Here is a 19602-nt window from a genome sequence, read left to right as displayed (position 1 = left end):
CGGCAGGACAGACCCTAGGCGTACTCGACGAAGATCGGGTCCTCGGCGAGCGGGAGCTCGGCGCCGGGAGAGGGCCGATCGACGCGGCCGTCCAGGTGGTGGACCGCGGCGATCGGGGCGTCGACGGGCATCGTGGCGGTGCCGGACTGGGTCCAGCGGACGGCGGCGCGGCGGGTACCGACGATCAGCTCGCACTGCCAGGCGTTCTCCGGCAGGCCGGCGGCGCTTCCGTGGCCGCAGGAACGGCTCTGGGCGGCCGCCAGCCAGTGCTGGAGGGTGTCGACCGCGCGGGCGGCGGCCGTGGGCTCTCCGCCGTCGGCCTGCAGGACTATGGGGATCTTCGTGCCGCCCCAGTTGTAGAAGTACATGCGCTCCAGGTTGTAGTTGCGGGCGTAGAGGCCGACCAGGAAGAAGCGGACCGCGTAGTTGCGGGCGGTGGTGGCGTCCAGCGGCTTCTGGAGGGCGATCGTGTACGTGGTGCCGGTATTCCACAGGCGCGGGTGCACCTCCGCGTCGTGCAGCAGCTGGTCGACCCGGCCGAGCAGGTCGAGCATCGTCTCGGGCGGGTCGGAGGCGGCCTGCTGGAACAGCTTGATCCCGGCCACGTCGCAGTACCGATAGCCGCCCAGCTGGGCGAAGCGGGTCAGCACGCGCTGGCCCTCCTCGGTCCACAAGTTGCCCATGCCGGGGCACACGACGGTCGCCATCGGGTCGGCGGCGCGGATGATGTCGGAGGCCCGCCGGGTCATCGCGACCATGGTCTCCGGCGAGCCGGTGTACATCCGCTTGTCGTTGGCCAGGACCCACAACTCGTACGCCTCGATCCGCCCCCGATAGCGGCCGGCGACCGCCCGCACGTAGGCGTCCCAGTCGGCCAGGTCGTCGGGCGGCGACGACCGGGCGCCCTCGGGATAGACCGACAGCGCGCCGCCGGGCGCCGCCCAGGACGGGGTGCCGCCGAAGACGTACAGGGCCGGCAGCCCGGCCTTCCGCGCCCCGGCGACCAGGCCGTCGAGGGTGCGCCAGTCGTACGCCCGGCGCCGCGGCTCGACCTGCGACCAGCGGGTCTCGCTGTCCCAGAGCCGGACCGCGCCGAGGTCGAAGCCGGGCATGTCGCCGCTGGAGCTGTTCAGGGTGGCGCCGAACAGGGTGCGGGGCACGGGCGCCGGCGTGAGCGTCCACGCCGGACCGGTGACCTGCTGGGCTGTGCCGGCGACGCTCGGGACGGGCCGGCCGTCCGGCCGCAGCACGACGATGACCACGGCCGCGACGGCGGCGACCAGGGCGGCCGCCGCCAGCAGCAGCGCCCGGTTGTGGGTGCGCTTGGCCGGTGCTTCCGTTTCCTGCCCCGGCGTTTCCTGCCCCGGCGTTTCCGGTTCCGGTTTGCCGGGGCCGCCGCTCCAGGCCGCGTACAGCTTGTCGATCGTCGGGCGGTCGGCCCCGCAGGCCCGCGCGATGCTCTCGATCGGCGCGAAGGTCTGCGGCACCGACTGACCGGCGCAGTAGCGGTGCACCGCCGACTTGCTGAGGTTCGCCTTCCGGGCGATCTGCGCGTAGCTGTAACCGTGCCGATCCTTGAGCTCGGTCAGAAGTTCACCGATCAGTCGCTGCTGCACCGTCCCGCCCCCATGAAAGTCGTCCCAGGACAGTCCGTTTCCGCAGCTCAAACGGCATGCGTCGTCCCACCGTCCCAGACGTCCGGCACATTGTTGCCCACCAATTGCCCTCGTGCAAAGCTCCGCCGCACAAGCCTTCACACGGGGGGATTCCATTGATCAGTACGCAGTTACGCCGCTGGACGAGCACCGCGGCGGCCGCGCTTCTCGGCGCCACGATCGCCGCGGTCGGCATCGCGTCGCCGGCACTGGCTGAACCACATGCCGACGCCAAGTCGTGCGACGTCCAGGGCGACGTCTTCCTCTCCGATCCGATCGGCGCGCCCTACGACAACGGCACCGGCGCTTCCGGGATCGACTCCTTCTACGGCACCGGGCTGATGCTCCTGTCCGGCAGCTTCAACGCCGTCGCCAAGGGCCGGGCCTATCTGAAGGCCGGCGACTACTTCAGCATCGATCACACCAACCAGACGGTCCCGGCCAGCGGTCACTTCCAGCAGTTCACGACCGGCCAGCTGGCGGGCAAGCTGGGCAACGACTTCACCTGGCACTACTGCGAGAAGATCAAGCACCTTGACGACCGGACCAACACCTGGCTGGACCGGGCGCCGTCCGACGGCTATTACGAGACGAGGCAAGTGATCGGCGCCCACATGGGCGTGCGGCTGTGCATCACCCGGCCCAGCGTCAGCGACAAGGCCCGCTGTGTCGGCGACAACGGCAGCGCCGGCTGGTACGTCGACAACAACGACGAGAACACCTGGTTCGACAGCTATCCCATTCCCGACACAACCGGACCGGACGAGCCGACGCCTCCCAGTGGCGGGGGAAGCCAGTCGCCCAACCTCCTCGTCATGCAGGCCAACACCGGCGACCTCTTCACCCGGGACAGCGGAGGGTCGATGCACAACCTGCAGCTCGGGATGATGCGCGGCACGAGCCCGGCGACCTCGGACGGGCAGATCGCGTTCCAGGCCAACACCTCGAACCTCTTCACCCGGTCGGTCGGCGGCGGCGTCCACGACACGGGGTACGGGATGATGGCCGGCACCAGCCCCGCGATCTCGGGCGGGCAGATCGCGTTCCAGGCGAACAACACGCTGCTGCACACCCGCAACATGAACACCGGCCAGACCACCGACCTGCGTCTGGGCATGATGGCCGGCAGCAGCCCGTCGATCGCCGGTAACACCAGCAGCTGGCGGATCGCGTTCCAGGCCAACGACGGCTTCCTCTACTACCGCGACTCCGGCGGCGCCACCGTCAACACCGGTTACGGCATGATGCGCGGCACCAGCCCGGCCATCACCAAGCTCTCCAACGGCACCTACGTGACCGCGTTCCAGGCCAACAACAGCCTGCTCTACTCCTACATCAACGGCACCGCGACCGACCTGCGGCTGGGCCTGATGACCGACACCAGCCCGTCGATCGCCTCCTCCGGAACGGCGTGGACGATCGCGTTCCAGGCGAACACCGGATCCCTGTTCACCCGCAACAGCGCCGGCGCCACGGCCGACACCGGCTGGGGCATGATGGCCCACACCAGCCCGTCCAGCCGCGGCAACCGGATCGCCTTCCAAGCCAATACCGGCTTCCTTTACTACCGCGACGGCAACGCCATGGCCGTGGACACCCGCTACGGCATGATGGCCGGCACCAGCCCAGGCGCCTGACCAACCTCGGGGGGAGGCGGCGCCGGGCTCTGGCGGGCCCGGCGCCGCCTCGTGGTCAGTCCCGCTTGGCCGCGCGGACGGTGATCTGCTGAGTCGGCGGGCCGGCCGTCGCCCGCAGGGCCGCGTCGACGGTGACCGTGACGACCAGGTCGAGGCCCGGTTTGAGCTGGCCGCCCAGGGCCGACCAGAAATCCGAGTTCTCCGAGCCGTCGCCGCTGCGCAGGCGCAGGGTCGGCATCGGGCGCACGTCGGCGAAGGCGCCCTTCAGATGTTCCTTGCTGATCGTCGGGTGCAGCAGCAGCGCGTTGAGCACGTCGCCCAGCAGGGAATGCTCGTCGCGGACCTCGCTGGTCCAGGCGGTCACGAGGTAACGGCAATCGACGCGGGGAAGCGGGTCGCGCCGGTACCGGCGGCCGTCCTCCTCCTCGATGATCACCTCGCCGTAGTCGCGCTCGGCCAGGTTGGGGCGGATGTCCCACAGGTAGAGGTCCACGGTGGGCTTGGTGGACAGGGCGGCCGACCACTCGCCGTCGGGCGCCTCGAAGGCGATGTCGACGTCGCGGGCCGGCAGGGGCACGACCTCGCGGAGGAAGGCCTCGAGCGTCTCATCCAGCAGGTGCAGCATCGGCCTACTCCTTGACCAGCTTCATTCTTTGACAAGATCGAAGTAGCGGTCGAACTCCTTCTCGGTGCGCAAGCGGCCGAGCTTCTGAAACTCGCGCTTCACCGACAGGACCGCGTGGCGCATGGTGATCGGGCTGTCCTCGGCGGCGGCCAGGAACGCGGCGCCCAGCGCGGCGTTGCTGATCACGCCACCGGTGATCTTGAACTGGCGGGCGAGGAACTCGACATCGAGATCGCCGGCGAGCGGGGCGGTCGGCGGGAACGTGCGCGACCAGATCTGGCGGCGCTCGGGCTCCTCGGGCGGCACGAAGTCGATCGCCACCGAGATGCGGCGCAGGAAGGCGGGGTCGATGTTGCGCTGCAGGTTGGTGGCGAGCACGACCAGGCCGTCGTACGTCTCGAGGCGCTGCAGAAGATAGGCGACCTCGATGTTCGCGTACCGGTCGTGGGCGTCGCTGACCTCGGAGCGCTTGCCGAACAGGGCGTCGGCCTCGTCGAAGAACAGGACCAGGTCGCCGGCGGCCGCGGCGCCGAAGATGCGCTCGAGGTTCTTCTCGGTCTCGCCGATGTATTTGCTGACGACGGCGGAGAGGTCGACCTTGTACAGATCGAGGCCGAGCTCGCCGGCGACGACCTCGGCGGCCAGGGTCTTGCCGGTGCCGGAGGGGCCGGCGAAGAGAGCGACGACGCCGGTGCTGGCGGTGGCGCGGAACTGCCATCGGCCGTAGACGGTGTCGCGCTCGCGGTGGCGGGAGGCGAGCTCGCGCAGCTGGGTGGCCTCCTCGGGCGGGAGGATCAGGTCGTCCCAGGCCCGGCGGGGGCGGATGCGGACGGCCACGCCGTCGAGGTGGCCGCCGGCCAGGCGGCGGACGGCCGGGGCGACCACGCCGCCGTCGGCGCCGGCCGCGGCGGTGACGAGCCGCAGTTGCTCGCGGCTCAGGCGGTACGCGGGGTCGGGGTCGCGTCCCATCGCCTTCTGCCAGTCGTCGATGCCGGCCGCGCCGTCGTGGACGGTGATCTCGCGCCAGGGGCGATCGGGGACGGACTCGAGGGGTTGCTCGCCCTGGGAGGAGAGGACCCAGCCGAGGTGGGTCGCCCGCAGGACCACGTCGCTGCCGGCGGGCGTGATCGGGCCCGCCAGATCGAGGACCACCGTGGACCGGGTGATCGTCGCTTCCCGCACGACCGCCTGCCAGGCCGCGTCGGTTTCGGGTGGCGGAACGATCAGGAGGCCGCGCTCGCCGAGGGCATGGAGGCGGGACTCACGGTCACCGCCGTGCACGAGCAGCAATTCCGGCTTGTTCGAAATATCGCCCGAACGGCGGGACGTGCCCGGCGGCAGGGCGGGGTCGGGTGAGTCGTCGCCCTGGAGGTGCCAGACGAGGCGGGTGGCGGGCTCTGCCGTCTGGGTGGCCCAGGGGCCGTCGCCGGAGAGCTTGGCCAGGGCCGCGCGGATCAGGCCGCCGCCGGGCGCGAGGGCCCGCGAGCCGATGTGGTCGTCCTCGAAGAAGATGCGGTTGAGGGTGGCCAGGGTCAGCCGCGGGAGCTGCACCGAGTCCTGGATGTAGGCGACGAGGCGCTGCCGTGCCGGGGACATCTCGACGGCGACCAGCAGGGCGAGCACCTCCGCCTCGCCCTGGCTCAGGCCCGCGCTGCGGGTCACGCCGGCGAAGGCGTCGGCCGACTCGAAGGCGGCCCGCGCCTTCAGGACCGGGGCGGCGGCGCCGGCGCGGACGGCGGCCACCCGCTCGGGACCGGGGCCGTCGAGGCCGGGCAGCGTGCCCAGCAGCCGCTCGACCTCCTCGTCGGCGACGTACAGGCCCGCGAAGTCGCGCGGAGGCCGGCCCTCGGCCAGGCGGCAGATCAGGGCCTCGCGCTGCAGGAGCGCGTCGGCCAGGACGGTCCAGGGCTCGACCACCGGGTCAGATCACGCCCTCGCGGGTGGCGACCGCCACGGCCTGGGCGCGGGTGCGGCAGTTCAGTTTGGTCAGGACGTCGTGCACCACGTTTTTCACCGTGCGCTCCGAGAAGCACAGGTCTTCGGCGATGCCGCGGGTGTCCATGCCGTCGGCGAGCAGGCGCAGCACCGAGCGCTCCCGGGTATTGAGCCCGGCCGGGCCCAGGTGGGAGGTCTGGGTGACGTGCAGCAGCAGCCGCGCCAGCATGTCGGCGGGGAGCGCGACGTTACCGGCCACGACCGAGCGCAGGCTGGTCACCAGGGTGTCGGCGGTGAGCGAGCGGTGCGGCAGGATCGCGCTGACGCCGGCGTCGACCATCTCGCGGACGGCTTGCTCGGTGACGTCGCGGACGGTGGCGACCAGCCGTGTGCCGCGGGTGTCGACCAGGCGCACGGCCCGGCGCAGGGTCGGTCCCGCGTACTCGAAGACGAGCACGTCGAGGTCGTTGATGGCCGGTTCGGGGGACAGCGCCGCGCTCTCGCCGCGCACGACGAAGTCGGCCTGTTGCAGGCAGGCCGCCATGCCGCGCCGGACGATGGCATGGCTGTCATCGATCCAGACGGTAGGCGGCCGTGATGAGATCATGCGTTCCCCCTGGTCAGCGCCCGATGTGCGGGCGACTGCCCAGACATGATGGCCCGGAAAAGTCGATCAATACAATAGCTCGATCGGCTCTGTCGTTGATCCAACTCTGTTGCCCCTTTCGCTGCCCTTTCGTGCAACACCCCCGGCACGTATACAGAGTGGCCCACATATACAAGCTGGACGGCGGTGTCTACTCTCGGGACATGCCGAGGTACTCCGCCGAACAGATCTACGGTTTCGCCCGCCGCGCCGGCTTCACGCCGGACGAGTCGGCCACCATGACCGCGATCGCGCTGGCCGAGTCCAACGGCAACTCCAAGGCGCACAACGCCGTCGGGGAGGACTCCCGGGGGCTCTGGCAGATCAACGGCAAGGCCCACCCGGATTTCCTGAGCAAGTACAACCTCTTCGATCCGATCGACAACGCCAAGGCGGCCTTCGAGATCTCCCACCGCGGCGAGGACATCTCACCGTGGACGACGACTCACGGCGGCCTCAGCTCGCCATACGTCCGGTTCAAAGAGGACGCTCAGGCCGCCGCGATCGCGTACGGCGACGGGCCCGGGCGCGGCGTGTTCACCGGCACCCGCGGCTACGGCGACCACAAGCCGGCCCACGACGGCAACGACCCGGCCGGCGTGGCGCTGCACGACGTGGCGGGCTCGCCGTCCTCGTCGTCCGGGTCCTCGACGCTGGCCGCGTTCGCGTCCCCGGTCGCCGCGCCGGCCGGCGGCAACGCCTCACTCGACACTTTCCTCAATGTCGCCAAGGCGCAAATCGGTGATCGTTATGTGTTCGGCGCCGAGGTCAAGCTGAGCGACCCCAATCCCAGCGTTTTCGACTGCTCGGAATTCACCCAGTGGGCCGCTTTCCAGGCCGGGGCGAAAATCCCGGATGGCGCCACCGCGCAATATCTGCACTTCAAAGAAAAAGGTCTGCTGATTGATCCGGCGCAGGCAAAGAACACGCCCGGCGCCCTGCTGTTCTCCTTCGACCGTGAGCCGCGCCCCGGCGACGGCCGCACCCCGGGCGCGCACGTCGCGATCAGCCTCGGCAACGGCAAGGTCGTCGAGGCGGCCAACCCGCGCGTCGGCGTGCGCGAGTCCAACGCCGGCAACCGGTTCGAGTTCGCGGCGATCATCCCGGGCATCTCCGACGGCAGCGCCACCCCGATCGCCAACCCGGTGATGCAGCCGCTGTCCTCGCTGGTGCCGCAGGCGCTGCCCGCGACCCTGCCTGCGCCGCTCGCGCCCGCGCCTCCCCCGCCGCAGCTGGGCGGCCCCGACACCGACCGCGACGGGCTCAGCGACGCGCTCGAGCGCCGCTACGGGATGGATCCGCTGCGTGCCGACACCGACGGCGACAACCTGACCGACGCGCAAGAGCTGATCACGTACGGGACCGACGCGCGCAAGGCGGACAGCGACGGCGACAGCCTCAACGACGCGTTCGAGCTGGCCCAGGGCCTCGACCCGCGCTCGCCCGACTCCGACAACGACGGCCACATGGACGGCTCGCTCACCCCGATCGCCCGGACCGACACCGACGCCGACGGCCTCGACGACAACCTCGAGCGCGTGCTCGGCTTCAACGCGCAGGTGGCCGACTCCGACTCCGACGGTTTCAGCGACGCCCTCGAGTACCACTCCGGCTCCGGCGCCCTCGACCCCAACGACAACCCGCTGCTGCACCAGCCGGGCGCGCTCGGCCAGCAGCAGAACCCGCTGGGTCAGCAGGCCAATCCCCTGGGCCAGCCGGTCAACTCGCTGGGCCAGCAGGTCAACGCGTTCGGGCAGCAGCCGGGAGTGTCGCCGGGTCTCGATCAGATACCAGGCGGTCAGCTAACCGACGTCACCGATCTTCAGTGAGCGGGTTGATGCGACCATCGTGGACGTGGAGCTGACCCTGCCCGACGAGCTGGTGGCCCTGGCGCCCGGCGTGCCCACGCGCGTGCCCGTCCAGCTGCGCAATCCGTACGCTCAGCCGCTCGAACTGCGGATCTTCCTGGCCCGCGGGCGCGCGGCCGGGTGGGCCACCGTGGACCCGCCGTCGCTCAGCCTCGCGCCCGGCGAGACGGCCGAGGTCGGGGTAGTCCTGCAGACGCCGCCAGAACAGCCGCCGAGCTCCTCGCTGGTGCCCTTCACCGTGCACGCCGAGGAGGCGTCGACCGGCGAGCCGGCCGGTTTCGCGACGGCGCTGCTCAAGGTCGCGCTGCCGGTCCCGGTCACCGGGTCACTCGCGGCCCGGCGCGAGAAGAACACGTACGACCTGTGGCTCGCCAACGACACGCAGCGGGCCGCCCCCCTGCGGATCACCGGGCAGCTCGACCCGCCGGCCGGCTCGGTGCGGGTGGAACCGGACGCGGTGCTGCTCGAGCCGGGGATGCGGGCCCAGGTGACGGTGCGGGCCAAGCCCGGGCGGCCGATCACCGGGCAGCCACGGTCCTGGGCGCTGGTGGTCAAGGTCTCCGACGTGTACGACGCCGAGCGCGAGCCCTACCTGACGCAGGTCGCGACCGGGCGGAGCAAGCCTCTCGTACGCGCCTTCGTGCTGGCCGGCGTGGCGGCGCTGATCTGCGTGGCGGCGGCCGCGGCGATCGCGCTCAACGGCGGCGGCAGGGGCCTGTTCTCGTTCCGCGGCAAGAACGCGGCGACGACCCAGCCGGCGACCGTCGCCCCGGCGACCGTCAACCGGCCGTACGCGTTGATCGAAGTCTTTCCGCACAAGGGCGCCGACGGCGGCAAGGCGGCCGCGCAGGCCGAACAACAGAAGCTGGCGGCGCAGGGCATGCCGGTGCGCCTGGTCGACAGCCTCGCGTCGGATGTGCTGTCCGACGAGGAGGGCGGCTTCTACGTGCTCTTGCAGGACGGTTTCCAGGGAACGGCGCAGGCGGAGGCCTATTGCGCGCAGTGGCGCGCGGTAGCTCCGAAGTGCCAGGTCACGTCATAGGGTCGGGAGCATGAGGATGCAGTACGGGTTGGGGATCGACCTCGGCACCACCCACACCGCGGCGGCGGTCTGGGCGGAGGGCCGGGTCGAGGTCGCGCGCCTGGGTGGGCGGCGCGCCGAGATCCCGTCGCTGGTCTTCGTGAAGCCCGACGGCGGCCTGCTGATCGGCGAGGCGGCCGAGCGGCGCGGGCAGTCCGAGCCGGCCCGCCTGGCGCGGGAGTTCAAGCGCCGCATGGGCGACCCGGTGCCGATCCTGGTGGGCGGGTCGCCGTTCTCGGCGCACGCGCTCACGGCCAAGCTGCTGCGGCACGTGCTCGACACGGTGACGCAGCTGCAGGAAGGACCGCCGGCGGCGATCACGATCACCCATCCGGCCAACTGGGGGCCGTACAAGAGGGAGCAGCTCGACCAGGCGGTGCGCCTCGCGGACGCCGGGACCGTGCGGATGCGCAGCGAGCCGGAAGCGGCGGCCCTGCAGCACGCGACGGCCCGGCGGATCGCGAGCGGCGAGACCGTTGCGGTGTACGACCTGGGCGGCGGGACGTTCGACGTCGCGGTGCTGCGCCGCGACGGGGACGGGTTCGTGGTGCTCGGGGAGCCCGAGGGCATCGAGCAACTGGGCGGGATCGACTTCGACGAGGCCGTCTTCGGGTACGTGCTGGGCGTCCTCGGCAGCAAGGCCGAGGGGATGGACCCGGCCGATCCGGAGGCGGTGGCCGCGCTGTCGCGGCTGCGGCGGGACTGTGTGGAGGCCAAGGAGGCGCTGTCCTTCGACACCGAGACGATGATCCCGGTGGCGCTGCCCGGGCTGCACACCCGCGTACGGCTGAACAGGTCCGAGCTCGAGGCGATGATCCAGCCGTCGCTGGCCGACACGGTGGCGGCGACGGCGCGGGCGCTGCGCGGGGCGGGGGTCGAGCCGGCCCAGCTGAGCGCGATCCTGCTGGCCGGCGGATCGTCGCGGATCCCGCTGGTGTCGCAGCTGTTGTCGACCGAGTTCCAGCGGCAGGTGGTGGCCGACCCGCACCCGGAGCACAGCATCGCGATGGGCGCGGCGGTCGCCACGGCTTCGGTGCTGGGTGGGGGGTCGCCGTTCTCGGGAGCGGTGCCGCCACCCCGGCCCTCGGGCGAGCGCGCCGGTAACGCCACATTGGTGGATATGCCGGCCGGCGGGTATTCGCCGGTTTCGTCCCCGCAGAGGGGTGGGGCAGCGGCTGCAGGCGCGGCGGGAATGGGCGCGGCTGCGGGCGCCGCGGCGGGTCCGGCAGGGGCAGGCGCGGCGGGGCTTTCGACGCCCGGGCAGGCCGCCAACCGGCCTGGGCCGGGCGGGAGCGGGCCATCGGGCGGGAGCGGGCCATCGGGCGGAAGCGGGCCATCGGGCGGCAACGGGCCGGCGCCGGTCGCGCCGGGATACGACGGCAACAACCCGGTCAGTGGCGGACCGACGAACTACGCGGGGACAACGCCGACCTACGGAAACGCTCCGGCGAGCGGTGGCGCGCCGCCCTACAGCGGGAACGCACCGGCCAGCGGCGGAGCACCCGCCTACGGCCAGGCGGGCGGGCCGTCGAGTGGCGGACCGGTCTCCTACGCGTCCGGTTCGGCCGCCATCCCCGGGACGAACCCGCCACCCGGGGGCGGCCAGCTCGGTGGAGCCGGGGGCGGCCAGTACGGTGCGCCCAGGGGCGGGCCGCTGGGTGCGCCCGGGAACGGTGCTCAAGGCGTACCCGGGCAGGGCGGAACCAATATCCCCTGGCCGCCGCCACCGCTGCCGGCGCCGCCGGGCGGGGAGAAGCGCAACGTCGCGCGGATCGTCATGGTCGCCGCGCTTGCCGTCGCCCTGCTGGCCGGCGGCACGACGGCCGCGCTGGTCCTGCTCAACAAGAAGGACGACACCACCGGCGGGGCGACGCCCACCACGCAGCCCACCACGCCGCCGGTCTCGGCCGCGGCCCAGGAGCAGGCGGGGGCGCTGCCGACCGACAAGATGCTGGTGCGGGTGGACACCGGGCCGGGGCTGCCGCCGGGGCGGAAGTCGAAGATCTACTACTTCACGCCGGGCAGCGAGGAGCGGACGCTGCTGCCGGACACGCAGAACGGGGACGTGCTGCCGAAGTGGTCGCACGACCGGAAGCAGATCGCGATCACGCACACGTCGGCCGACGGCAAGGAGAGCGCGATCTACGTGATGAACGCCGACGGCAGCGAGCGGCGCAAGGTCGCCGACGACGCGGGCGGGCGGGTCGCGTGGTCCGCCGACGACTCCAAGATGGCCTTCATGAAGAAGTTCAACGGCGTCAACCAGATCGCCGTGCTCACCCTGGCGACCCGCCAGATCAAGCAGCTCACCCACTCGTCGACCGTCAAGGACGACGCGATGTGGTCGCCGGACGGCACAACGATCCTGTATTGGCTGAACAAGGACAACATCAAGCAGATCTTCGAGCTCCAGGTGGCCGACCCGCAGGAGCCGGGACGGCCGATCACCGGGCCGGAGGTGGGGCCGGCCAACGACCCGGTCTACTCGCCCGACGGCAAGCATGTGCTCTTCACGCGGGAGCTCGACAACGGCAAGACCTCCGACATCTGGATGGTCGACACCGACGGGAAGAAGGCGCACCAGGTGACCTCGAACCCGGCGCGCGAGATGGACCCGACCTGGTCACCGGACGGGCAGTGGTTCGCGATGGTGCGCGGCGACTACGACAAGCCGACCGTGGTGGCCATGAGGATCGACGGCACCGGCGAGCAGGTGCTCACGGCCCCGGGCGACCGCGAGGGTCATCCCTGCTGGTTCTGAAAGAGAATGGCCTCGCAGCTGCGCGCGACGGCTCGGGCGGCCGTCTTGAGCTCGCGCGGCGAGAAGGGGTGCTCGGCGATCGCCTGCCATCTGGTCAGGGCGTCCCGCGCCGCGGCGGCGATCCGACCCGGCGCGGCGTCTTTCGGCAAACCCATTCTCGCGTACGGGGCGGCGCCCGCCCCGCCGAGCAGAAGATCCATCTCGGCCAGTTGACCGTCGGTGCCGGGCAGCCGGCCGGAGCGCACCTGGTGCAGGAGTCGTAGCTCGACGAACTCGTGGGCGCTGGCGCGGATCCGCTCGGCCTCGGCGGCCATCGGCGAGCCCACCGGGATGCACTCGTCGAGCACCGCGAGGGCCGAGCGCGCCTTGAGCACCTCGGAACGGCCCACGAACTGGGCGGCGAACACCTCGCGGAGACGCTCGACCCCGCTGTGCTCGGTGAGCTCGCGGGCCAGGCCGCTCGAGTCGGCGACGGCGCCCTCGCGGATGAGGCGCACCGACAGCCGTACGCCGAAAAGCCCCAGCCGTTGCAGCACCCGCGCCCGATGCTCGCCCGACGCCGCGAAGCGGTCGGCGGTGAGCAGCAGCTCGACCACGTCGTCCATGGGCTCGGCCGCCACCCCGGCGAGGACCCGGAACTCCTCCTCGCGCAGCGTCGCGCCGGCCGCGCCGAGCAGCCCGGCCACCGGCACCACGACCGGGCAGAGCCGCCGCAGCCGCTCGTCGGAGGCGTAGCGGGCGGCCACCTTCGCCGCCGAGGCCATGGCGTCGAGCCGGCACCCGCCGATCTCGTCGGCGCGGGAGAGGACCCCGACCGCGTTGACCGGGGTGCCGCTGGACAGGCCGTCGCCGTGGAACGACTCGAGGAAGCGGACGTCCTCGCCGTGCATGTGCCGCAGCAGGTAGATCACCGCGTCGGTCTGCGCGGCCCGCTCGCCCTCGGCCTCCAGGAAGGCCATCGTGCGCAGCGAGACGTCGGTGGAGAGCGAGGCGATGCCCGGCGTGTCGATCAGCGTGTGCTGCCGCAGCCGGCTGCTGGGAACCCGCACTTCCAGGTGGTCGACCTGCTCGGCGGGACGCCCGAGGTTGATCTGCACGGCCCCGTCGCGGCGGGTGAACGGGCGCGGCTCGGCGCTGCCGTCGTTGAGGTAGGCGGTCACCTCGTAGGTGCGGCCGTCGGCGTACCAGGTGACGATGCGGGTGCACTCCCCCGCGTCGGTGGCCGCCAGCTCCTCGCCGACCAGGGCGTTGAGCAAGGTGGACTTGCCGGCTTTCACCTTGCCGGCGATGGCGACGCGCAGCGGCTGGTCGATGCGCCGCCGCGCCTGGGCGAGGCGGGGGTCGCGGGTCTCGGCGGTGGCCCGGTCGAGCAGCACCCGTACCTGATCGAGAAGGTTCACGCGGCGAGTCTTTCCAGGCGGCGGCGCTGGTCGGCGAGCTGGCCCTCGCGCCGGCGGCGTTCCTCGGGGGGCAGCTCGGCGATCTCGCGCACCGCGGCGGCGGTCGCGGCGGCCGAGCGCTCGACGGCCTGGGCGCGGGTGGCGAACTCGTCGCGCAGGAAACGCTGGGTGCGGCGGACGGCCTCGCGGCAGTCGCGGCCGACGTGGAAGCCGACGTCGTCGACGTACCGTCGCAGCTCGGCCTTGGCCTGCAGCCGGCGCTGCTCGGTCTGCCGCTCGCGCTCGCTCTTGATCATGCGGCGGCCCAGGGTCATGCCGGCGAGCAGCCCGATCGGGGCGAGGGCGAGGCTGAAGAACGCCCCGACCGCGCCGATCATGTAGATGCCGCCGTAGGTGACCCGGGCCGCCGTGAAAGCGCCGAGGAACTGCTGCATGCCGGATTTGCGGAAGCTCACGTCGAGCTCGTCGACCTTGCGCAGGGCCAGCTCGGGCGCCGGGAGGTCGACGTCGAGGCTGTCGTACTCGAGGCCGAACCGCTCGGCCACGTCGTGCGCGAGCTGCTCGGTGCGGGTGACCAGCAGCATCAGGTTGTCGACCGCGGCCGAGGCGGCCTCGCGCTGCGCCCAGGCCTGGAAGTCGCGCCACGTCTCCTTGGGGTCGGACTCGTCGATCAGATCCTCGCCGCGGCGCAGCATCAGCCGCAGGCGCTCCCGCAGGTCGTGCTCGACGTCGGAGCTGAGGTCCTGGATGCCGTCGCCCAGCACGGTCTGCCACGACCCGCCGGCCAGCCAGGCGCTGCGCCTGGTCTTCTCGGCGTATCGCCGCACCACCTCGGGCGACTTGTCCGGCTCGGCCGCGACGGCCTGCTCGGCGTCGACGCGCTCGCGCAGCTGGGACACCACGAAGGAGAGCTCGGCGCGGGCCGCCGCGACCTTGGTGGCGGCCGCCGCGCCCAGCACGTCGCGCCGCAGCAGGTCGACCAGCCGCGGGAAGCCGGACTCCTCGTTGAGCTGGGTGGAGTCGCGGGCCTGGGCCCGCATCCGCAGGAACGAGGAGACCGCCACGATCGGCACGTCCAGCCCGGCCCGCTCGAGGTGGCCCTGGTTGATCTCGACGATCCGCCGCCACTCGCCGTAGAGGTCGATCTTGGTGATCACGCAGAAGGCCCGCGGGCACCGCTCCAGCGCCCGCCGCAGGAACTCGACTTCCGGCGCCGTGAGCTCCTGGGCCGCGTCGGTCACGAACAGCGCAGCCCCGGCCAGCGACAGCGCGGCCAGGGTCAGGTTGCCCTGGGCCGAGTCGAGCCCGCCCACTCCCGGAGTGTCGATGATCGACAGTCCCGCCCCCAGCAGCCGCCGGTCGAGCCTTACCTCTACGCCCCGCGGAGCCGGATCGCCGCTTCCCTCGGTTATGTACCGGCGCAGCTCTTCGAAGGCGATCGGCACCGGCTCCTCCGCGCCGTCGATGCGCAGGTACGCCGAGGGCGGCCGGCCGAACCGCAGGATCGTCGGGACCGCGGTCACGATGTCGGCGTCCACCGGGCAGATGTCGGTGCGCAGCAACGCGTTGACCAGCGTGCTCTTGCCCTGCTTGAACTCGCCGACGACGGCGACGGTCGCCTCCTCGGACCGCAGCCGCTCGGCCGCGAGATCGAGCCGGCCGACCAGGTCGCCCCGCCCCGACGCCTCCGCGAGGGCACGGGCCTCCCCCAGCCCGGCGAGCACATCGCCCCCGGGCCGCCCCACCCGCGAAGCCGCCGAGGTAACCAACCCGCCCGCCCTTTCGTCGCCGCCGTGAGCTTGAGCTACCCGGCCATTCTCCACCCCGCGAGCACGCCCTCACGGCGGGGGAACGATCAGCCTCCGTCCACGCCGGATTCGGATCAATACCCGAACCGGATGGCTTGTCCCCACGACAGAAATCCGACACTCCCTTTTCGCACCTCGCACATCTGGCACGGGATGAGATGTAGGCGCGGACCCCCATGGCCCACTACGATCCTTGAGCCCGCTACTTTCGCGGGCTTCGAGACCCTCCGCACGTACCTCGCGGCACGGCACCCCGCGAGGTGCGTGCGGAGCCCTCTCGGGCCTCGCCCCGCAAGCTACCGGCGAGTAGATTGCGGGTGTGACGACCCACGAGGTGTTCAACCAGCCGCCGCCCCTCGTCGACTACGACGTCTCGGCCGACGCCGCGCTGCTCGCGGGCGTCGCGCGGGAGGGCGCGCCGTGGGCGGTCGGCGACCTGCACCGGCTCGGCAAGCTGGCCGGCACGGCCGAGCCGCAGCGCTGGGCCGACGAGGCAAATCGCCACGAGCCGCGGTTGATCACCCACGACCGGTACGGCCACCGCGTCGACGAGGTCGAGTTCCACCCGTCCTGGCACAGCCTCATGACGGTCGCCGTGGGCGAGGGGCTCGCGGGTGCGGCGTGGGCATCCGACAAACCGGGCGCGCACGTGGCCCGGGCCGCCGGCCTCTTCGTCTGGTCCCAGGTCGAGGCGGGCCATTCCTGCCCCATTTCCATGACGTACGCGGTTATTCCGGCCCTGAGAGCCAATAGCGATTTGTCCGATATTTACGAGCCGCTGCTGACCAGTAAGGCCTACGACCCGGGCCTGCGCACCCCGAGCACCAAGCAGGGCCTGCTCGCCGGCATGGGCATGACCGAAAAGCAGGGCGGATCCGACGTCCGGGCCAACACGACCGTCGCCAAACCGGCAGGCGATGGCACCTACCGTCTCACCGGCCACAAGTGGTTCACCAGCGCCCCGATGTGCGACCTGTTCCTTGTCCTCGCGCAGACGGACAAAGGCCTTTCCTGCTTCCTGGTGCCGAGGGTGCTGCCGAACGGCGAACGCAACGTCTTCCGCATCCAGCGCCTCAAGGACAAGCTCGGCAACCGCAGCAACGCCTCCAGCGAGCCCGAGTTCGACAACACCACCGCCTGGCTGGTCGGCGAGGAGGGCCGCGGCGTCCGCACCATCATCGAGATGGTCGCGATGACCCGCCTCGACTGCGTGACCGGCTCCGCCTCCGGCATGCGCGCCGCCCTCAACCAGGCCATCCACCACGCGCGGCACCGCAAGGCCTTCGGCAAGCTGCTGATCGACCAGCCCGCGATGCGCAACGTCCTGGCCGACCTGGCCATCGAGTCCGAGGCCGCCACCGTGCTCGCCATGCGCCTGGCCGGCGCCGTCGACCGCGACGAGCAGGCATTCAAGCGCCTCGCCATCGCCGTCGGCAAGTTCTGGGTCTGCAAGCGCCAGCCGGTCGTGGTCGGCGAGGCCCTCGAGTGTCTGGGCGGCAACGGCTACGTCGAGGAGTCCGGCATGCCGCGCCTCTACCGCGACGCGCCGCTCAACTCGATCTGGGAGGGCTCGGGCAACGTGCAGGCCCTCGACGTCCTGCGCACGCTGAGCCGCGAGCCGGACAGCCTCGACGCGCTGCTGGCCGAGGTGACCGGCGTCGACAAGCGGATCGACACCGCGGTCGCCGGGCTGCGCAAGATCCAGCCCGAGGAGGGCCAGGCCCGGCGGATCGTCGGGCGGATGGCCGTACTCCTGCAAGCAGCGCTCCTGGCGCGGCACGCCCCCACCGAGGTCTCCGACGCCTTCCTCGCGACCCGCCTGGGCGGCGACTGGGGCCACACGTTCGGCACGCTGCCCGCCGCGGCCGACACGGCGGCGATCCTCGAGCGCGCCGCACCCGCATAGCAACGTGACCGCTCTCATACCGCGCCCCTCGCGGCCGATTCCCAGGTCGTGCGGGGCTGGTGGACGTGGGTCGCGGTGGGGCTGCTGGTCAGCCTCGGCTGCTCCCTGCTGCCCGACGGCGGCGTCGCCGCCACCCTCGTGTACAACGGCCTGGGGCTCGTCTCGTTCCTGGTGATCCTGGCCGGCGTGCGGCGCAACCGCCCGCCCGACGCGAAAGCGTGGTTGCTGTTCGCGGGCGGCGTTTTCACCTTTGTGGCGGCGGACACCCTTTACGAGGTGCACGGCCTGCTCAGCGGCACCTACCCGTTCCCGTACTGGAACGACGTGATGTACCTGGTCGCGTATCCCATGCTGTGGCTCGGCCTGCTGGGGACCGGCCGCTTCCGCGGGCGCTCGCGCGGCCCCAGGGATCTCGCCAGCCCCATCGACGCCGCCGTGATCGCCGTCGCGGCCGGACTGGTCTACTGGGTGTTCCTCATCCAGCCGGCCCTGGGCGGCCTGGGCACCCCGATGTCCGAGCGACTCGTGACGGTCGCCTACCCGACCTTCGACGTGCTGATGTGCACGGTCGTGACGATCCTGCTCACCCGCTTCGGCGGCCGCACCCCGAGCACGCTGCTGCTCGCCCTCGGCTGCGTGCTCCTGTTGATCGGCGACGTGGCCTGGAACATCACCTCGTCGTTCGCCAGCTACTCCGGCAACCTGATCAACGCGATCTTCACGCTCGGCTACGTGGCCTGGGCCGCCGCCGCGCTGCATCCGTCGGTGAACGCCACGCCGACCGGCGTGCGCTCCGCCAACAAGTTCGGCCGGGGCCGGCTGGGCCTGCTCGCCGGATGCACGCTGCTCGTGCCGGCGGTCTTGTTCATCCAGGGCGTGCGCGAGGACGAGATCAACTGGCTGGCGGTGGGCGTCGGCGCGGTCGCGCTGTTCCTGCTGGTGCTGGCCCGGCTGGCCGGCTTCGTCGGGCAGGTGCAGGAACAGGCCGACCGGCTCGAGTCCCTGGCGATGCGCGACGACCTGACCGGGCTGGCCAACCGCCGCCGCTTCGAGCAGGCCGTCACCGAGGCGGTGGCGGAGGGGCCGGCCCAGGTCTGCCTGCTCGACCTCAACGGCTTCAAGAGCGTCAACGACCTGCACGGGCACCACATCGGCGACCGCCTACTCGTCGCGGTGGCGCACCGGCTCACCGACGCGCTGCGCGACAACGACGTGGTGGCCCGGATGGGTGGCGACGAGTTCGCGGTGCTGGCCCCGGCGGCCACCGCCGACGACGGCGACGCGCTCGTGCGGCGGCTGACCGACGCGCTGCGCGAGCCGGTCGTGGTCGGCGGGCACCACCTGCTGGTGGCGGCGACGATCGGCATCGCCGACGCCACCGGGCACGACGACCCGGTCGAGGTGCTGCGCCGCGCCGACGTGGCGATGTACGCGGCCAAGGAGGGCGGCAGCCGGCAGCACCGCCGCTACTCCCCCGACCTCGACGACCGGGCCGGCGAGGCCGCGCGGCTCGGCGTCGAGATGCGGATGGGCCTGGACACCGGACAGTTCCGCATGGTCTACCAGCCGATCGTCGACCTGCCCGAGGGCCGCACCCGCTACGTCGAGTCGCTGGTGCGCTGGCAGCACCCGGAGCGCGGGTTCGTGAGCCCGGCCGACTTCATCCCGGTCGCCGAGCAGAACGGCCTGATCGTCGAGCTGGGCGAGTGGATCCTGCGGACCGCGTGCGCGCGGTTCATGGCCTGGCAGGGCGAGCACGGCGCGCACGCGCCCAGCCGGATCAGCGTGAACGTGTCGGCGCGGCAGCTCAACGAGCCGGGTTTCGTGACCGTGGTGGCCGACGTCCTCGAGAAGACCGGCATCCCGGCCGGCAGCCTGATCGTCGAGGTGACCGAGACGGCGGTGTTCGGCGGCGGGACCGCGGTGCAGGCGGTGAAGGACCTGCACGCGCTGGGGGTGCGGATCGCGCTGGACGACTTCGGCACCGGGCACTCGTCGCTGGGGCTGCTGCAGACCGTGCCGGTGGACGTGCTCAAGGTGGACAAGTCGTTCGTCGACAACCTCACCATGACCGGGCGGCACGCGGTGATCGCGACGGCGCTCATCCAGGTCAGCAACGGGCTGGGGCTGACCGCGGTGGCCGAGGGCGTGGAGACCGCCGAGCAGGCGGCCGAGCTGCACCGGCTCGGGTACCAGTTCGCGCAGGGCTACCACTTCGGCAAGCCGGTGGCGGAGCCCGATTTCCGGGCCGCGGTGATGATCGACCGGTAGGGTGCCCGG

Annotated in this window: 12 protein-coding genes; 6 read left to right on the top strand and 6 right to left on the bottom strand. The window is 71.8% G+C overall.

What is annotated here, in order from left to right; genetic code table 11:
- Window positions 1–14 precede the first annotated feature (14 nt).
- Complete coding sequence (locus tag ACQPZX_RS20350) at window positions 15–1616, bottom strand: helix-turn-helix domain-containing protein (protein ID WP_433383068.1); 1602 nt, start codon at window positions 1614–1616, stop codon at window positions 15–17.
- Window positions 1617–1771: 155 nt separating this feature from the next.
- On the opposite strand from ACQPZX_RS20350, the gene ACQPZX_RS20345 reads away from it, so the two are divergent.
- Window positions 1772–3292: a hypothetical protein gene (locus tag ACQPZX_RS20345; protein ID WP_433383066.1), complete on the top strand. Its 1521-nt coding sequence runs from the start codon at window positions 1772–1774 to the stop codon at window positions 3290–3292.
- 55 nt (window positions 3293–3347) lie between these two features.
- Here ACQPZX_RS20345 and ACQPZX_RS20340 read toward each other — a convergent pair whose 3' ends face one another.
- The 3 genes from ACQPZX_RS20340 to ACQPZX_RS20330 are packed head-to-tail and all read right to left on the bottom strand — an operon-like array spanning window position 3348 to window position 6459.
- The gene (locus tag ACQPZX_RS20340; protein ID WP_433383064.1) at window positions 3348–3917 is read right to left on the bottom strand and encodes a DUF4255 domain-containing protein; all 570 of its coding nucleotides are present in this window, start codon (window positions 3915–3917) and stop codon (window positions 3348–3350) included.
- Window positions 3918–3938: 21 nt separating this feature from the next.
- Window positions 3939–5834 (bottom strand): ATP-binding protein, encoded by a 1896-nt coding sequence (locus ACQPZX_RS20335; RefSeq protein ID WP_433383062.1) that lies wholly within the window; start codon window positions 5832–5834, stop codon window positions 3939–3941.
- A gap of 4 nt (window positions 5835–5838) precedes the next feature.
- Window positions 5839–6459 (bottom strand): LuxR C-terminal-related transcriptional regulator, encoded by a 621-nt coding sequence (locus tag ACQPZX_RS20330; RefSeq protein ID WP_433383060.1) that lies wholly within the window; start codon window positions 6457–6459, stop codon window positions 5839–5841.
- A 203-nt stretch (window positions 6460–6662) separates the two neighbouring features.
- Here ACQPZX_RS20330 and ACQPZX_RS20325 point away from each other — a divergent pair, with 203 nt between their 5' ends.
- From ACQPZX_RS20325 to ACQPZX_RS20315, 3 genes are read left to right on the top strand one after another with little or no spacing between them, the layout of a single operon-like run.
- A complete protein-coding gene (locus ACQPZX_RS20325) occupies window positions 6663–8327 on the top strand; it encodes an NlpC/P60 family protein (protein WP_433383058.1) in 1665 nt (554 codons plus the stop codon).
- A gap of 25 nt (window positions 8328–8352) precedes the next feature.
- Window positions 8353–9408 (top strand): COG1470 family protein, encoded by a 1056-nt coding sequence (locus ACQPZX_RS20320; RefSeq protein WP_433383056.1) that lies wholly within the window; start codon window positions 8353–8355, stop codon window positions 9406–9408.
- A gap of 10 nt (window positions 9409–9418) precedes the next feature.
- Window positions 9419–12208 carry an Hsp70 family protein gene (locus tag ACQPZX_RS20315; RefSeq protein WP_433383055.1) on the top strand — a complete coding sequence of 930 codons (2790 nt, stop codon included), beginning with the start codon at window positions 9419–9421 and terminating at the stop codon, window positions 12206–12208.
- Here ACQPZX_RS20315 and ACQPZX_RS20310 read toward each other — a convergent pair.
- Both ACQPZX_RS20310 and ACQPZX_RS20305 read right to left on the bottom strand, forming a co-directional pair.
- A complete protein-coding gene (locus ACQPZX_RS20310; protein WP_433383053.1) occupies window positions 12190–13608 on the bottom strand; it encodes a dynamin family protein in 1419 nt (472 codons plus the stop codon). The two genes, ACQPZX_RS20315 and ACQPZX_RS20310, sit on opposite strands and share 19 nt — an antisense overlap.
- Complete coding sequence (locus ACQPZX_RS20305) at window positions 13605–15353, bottom strand: dynamin family protein (RefSeq protein WP_433383051.1); 1749 nt, start codon at window positions 15351–15353, stop codon at window positions 13605–13607. The genes ACQPZX_RS20310 and ACQPZX_RS20305 overlap by 4 nt, the downstream gene beginning before the upstream one ends.
- 382 nt (window positions 15354–15735) lie before the next feature.
- Between ACQPZX_RS20305 and ACQPZX_RS20300 the strand changes: the two genes are divergently transcribed.
- Complete coding sequence (locus tag ACQPZX_RS20300) at window positions 15736–17322, top strand: acyl-CoA dehydrogenase family protein (RefSeq protein WP_433383049.1); 1587 nt, start codon at window positions 15736–15738, stop codon at window positions 17320–17322.
- Window positions 17323–17370: 48 nt separating this feature from the next.
- Window positions 17371–19593 carry a putative bifunctional diguanylate cyclase/phosphodiesterase gene (locus ACQPZX_RS20295; RefSeq protein WP_433383047.1) on the top strand — a complete coding sequence of 741 codons (2223 nt, stop codon included), beginning with the start codon at window positions 17371–17373 and terminating at the stop codon, window positions 19591–19593.
- Window positions 19594–19602 lie beyond the last annotated feature (9 nt).

Source organism: Actinoplanes sp. CA-142083 (assembly GCF_050942195.1).
Classification (GTDB): Bacteria; Actinomycetota; Actinomycetes; order Mycobacteriales; family Micromonosporaceae; genus Actinoplanes.
This window is presented reverse-complemented; position numbering and strand designations above follow the sequence as displayed.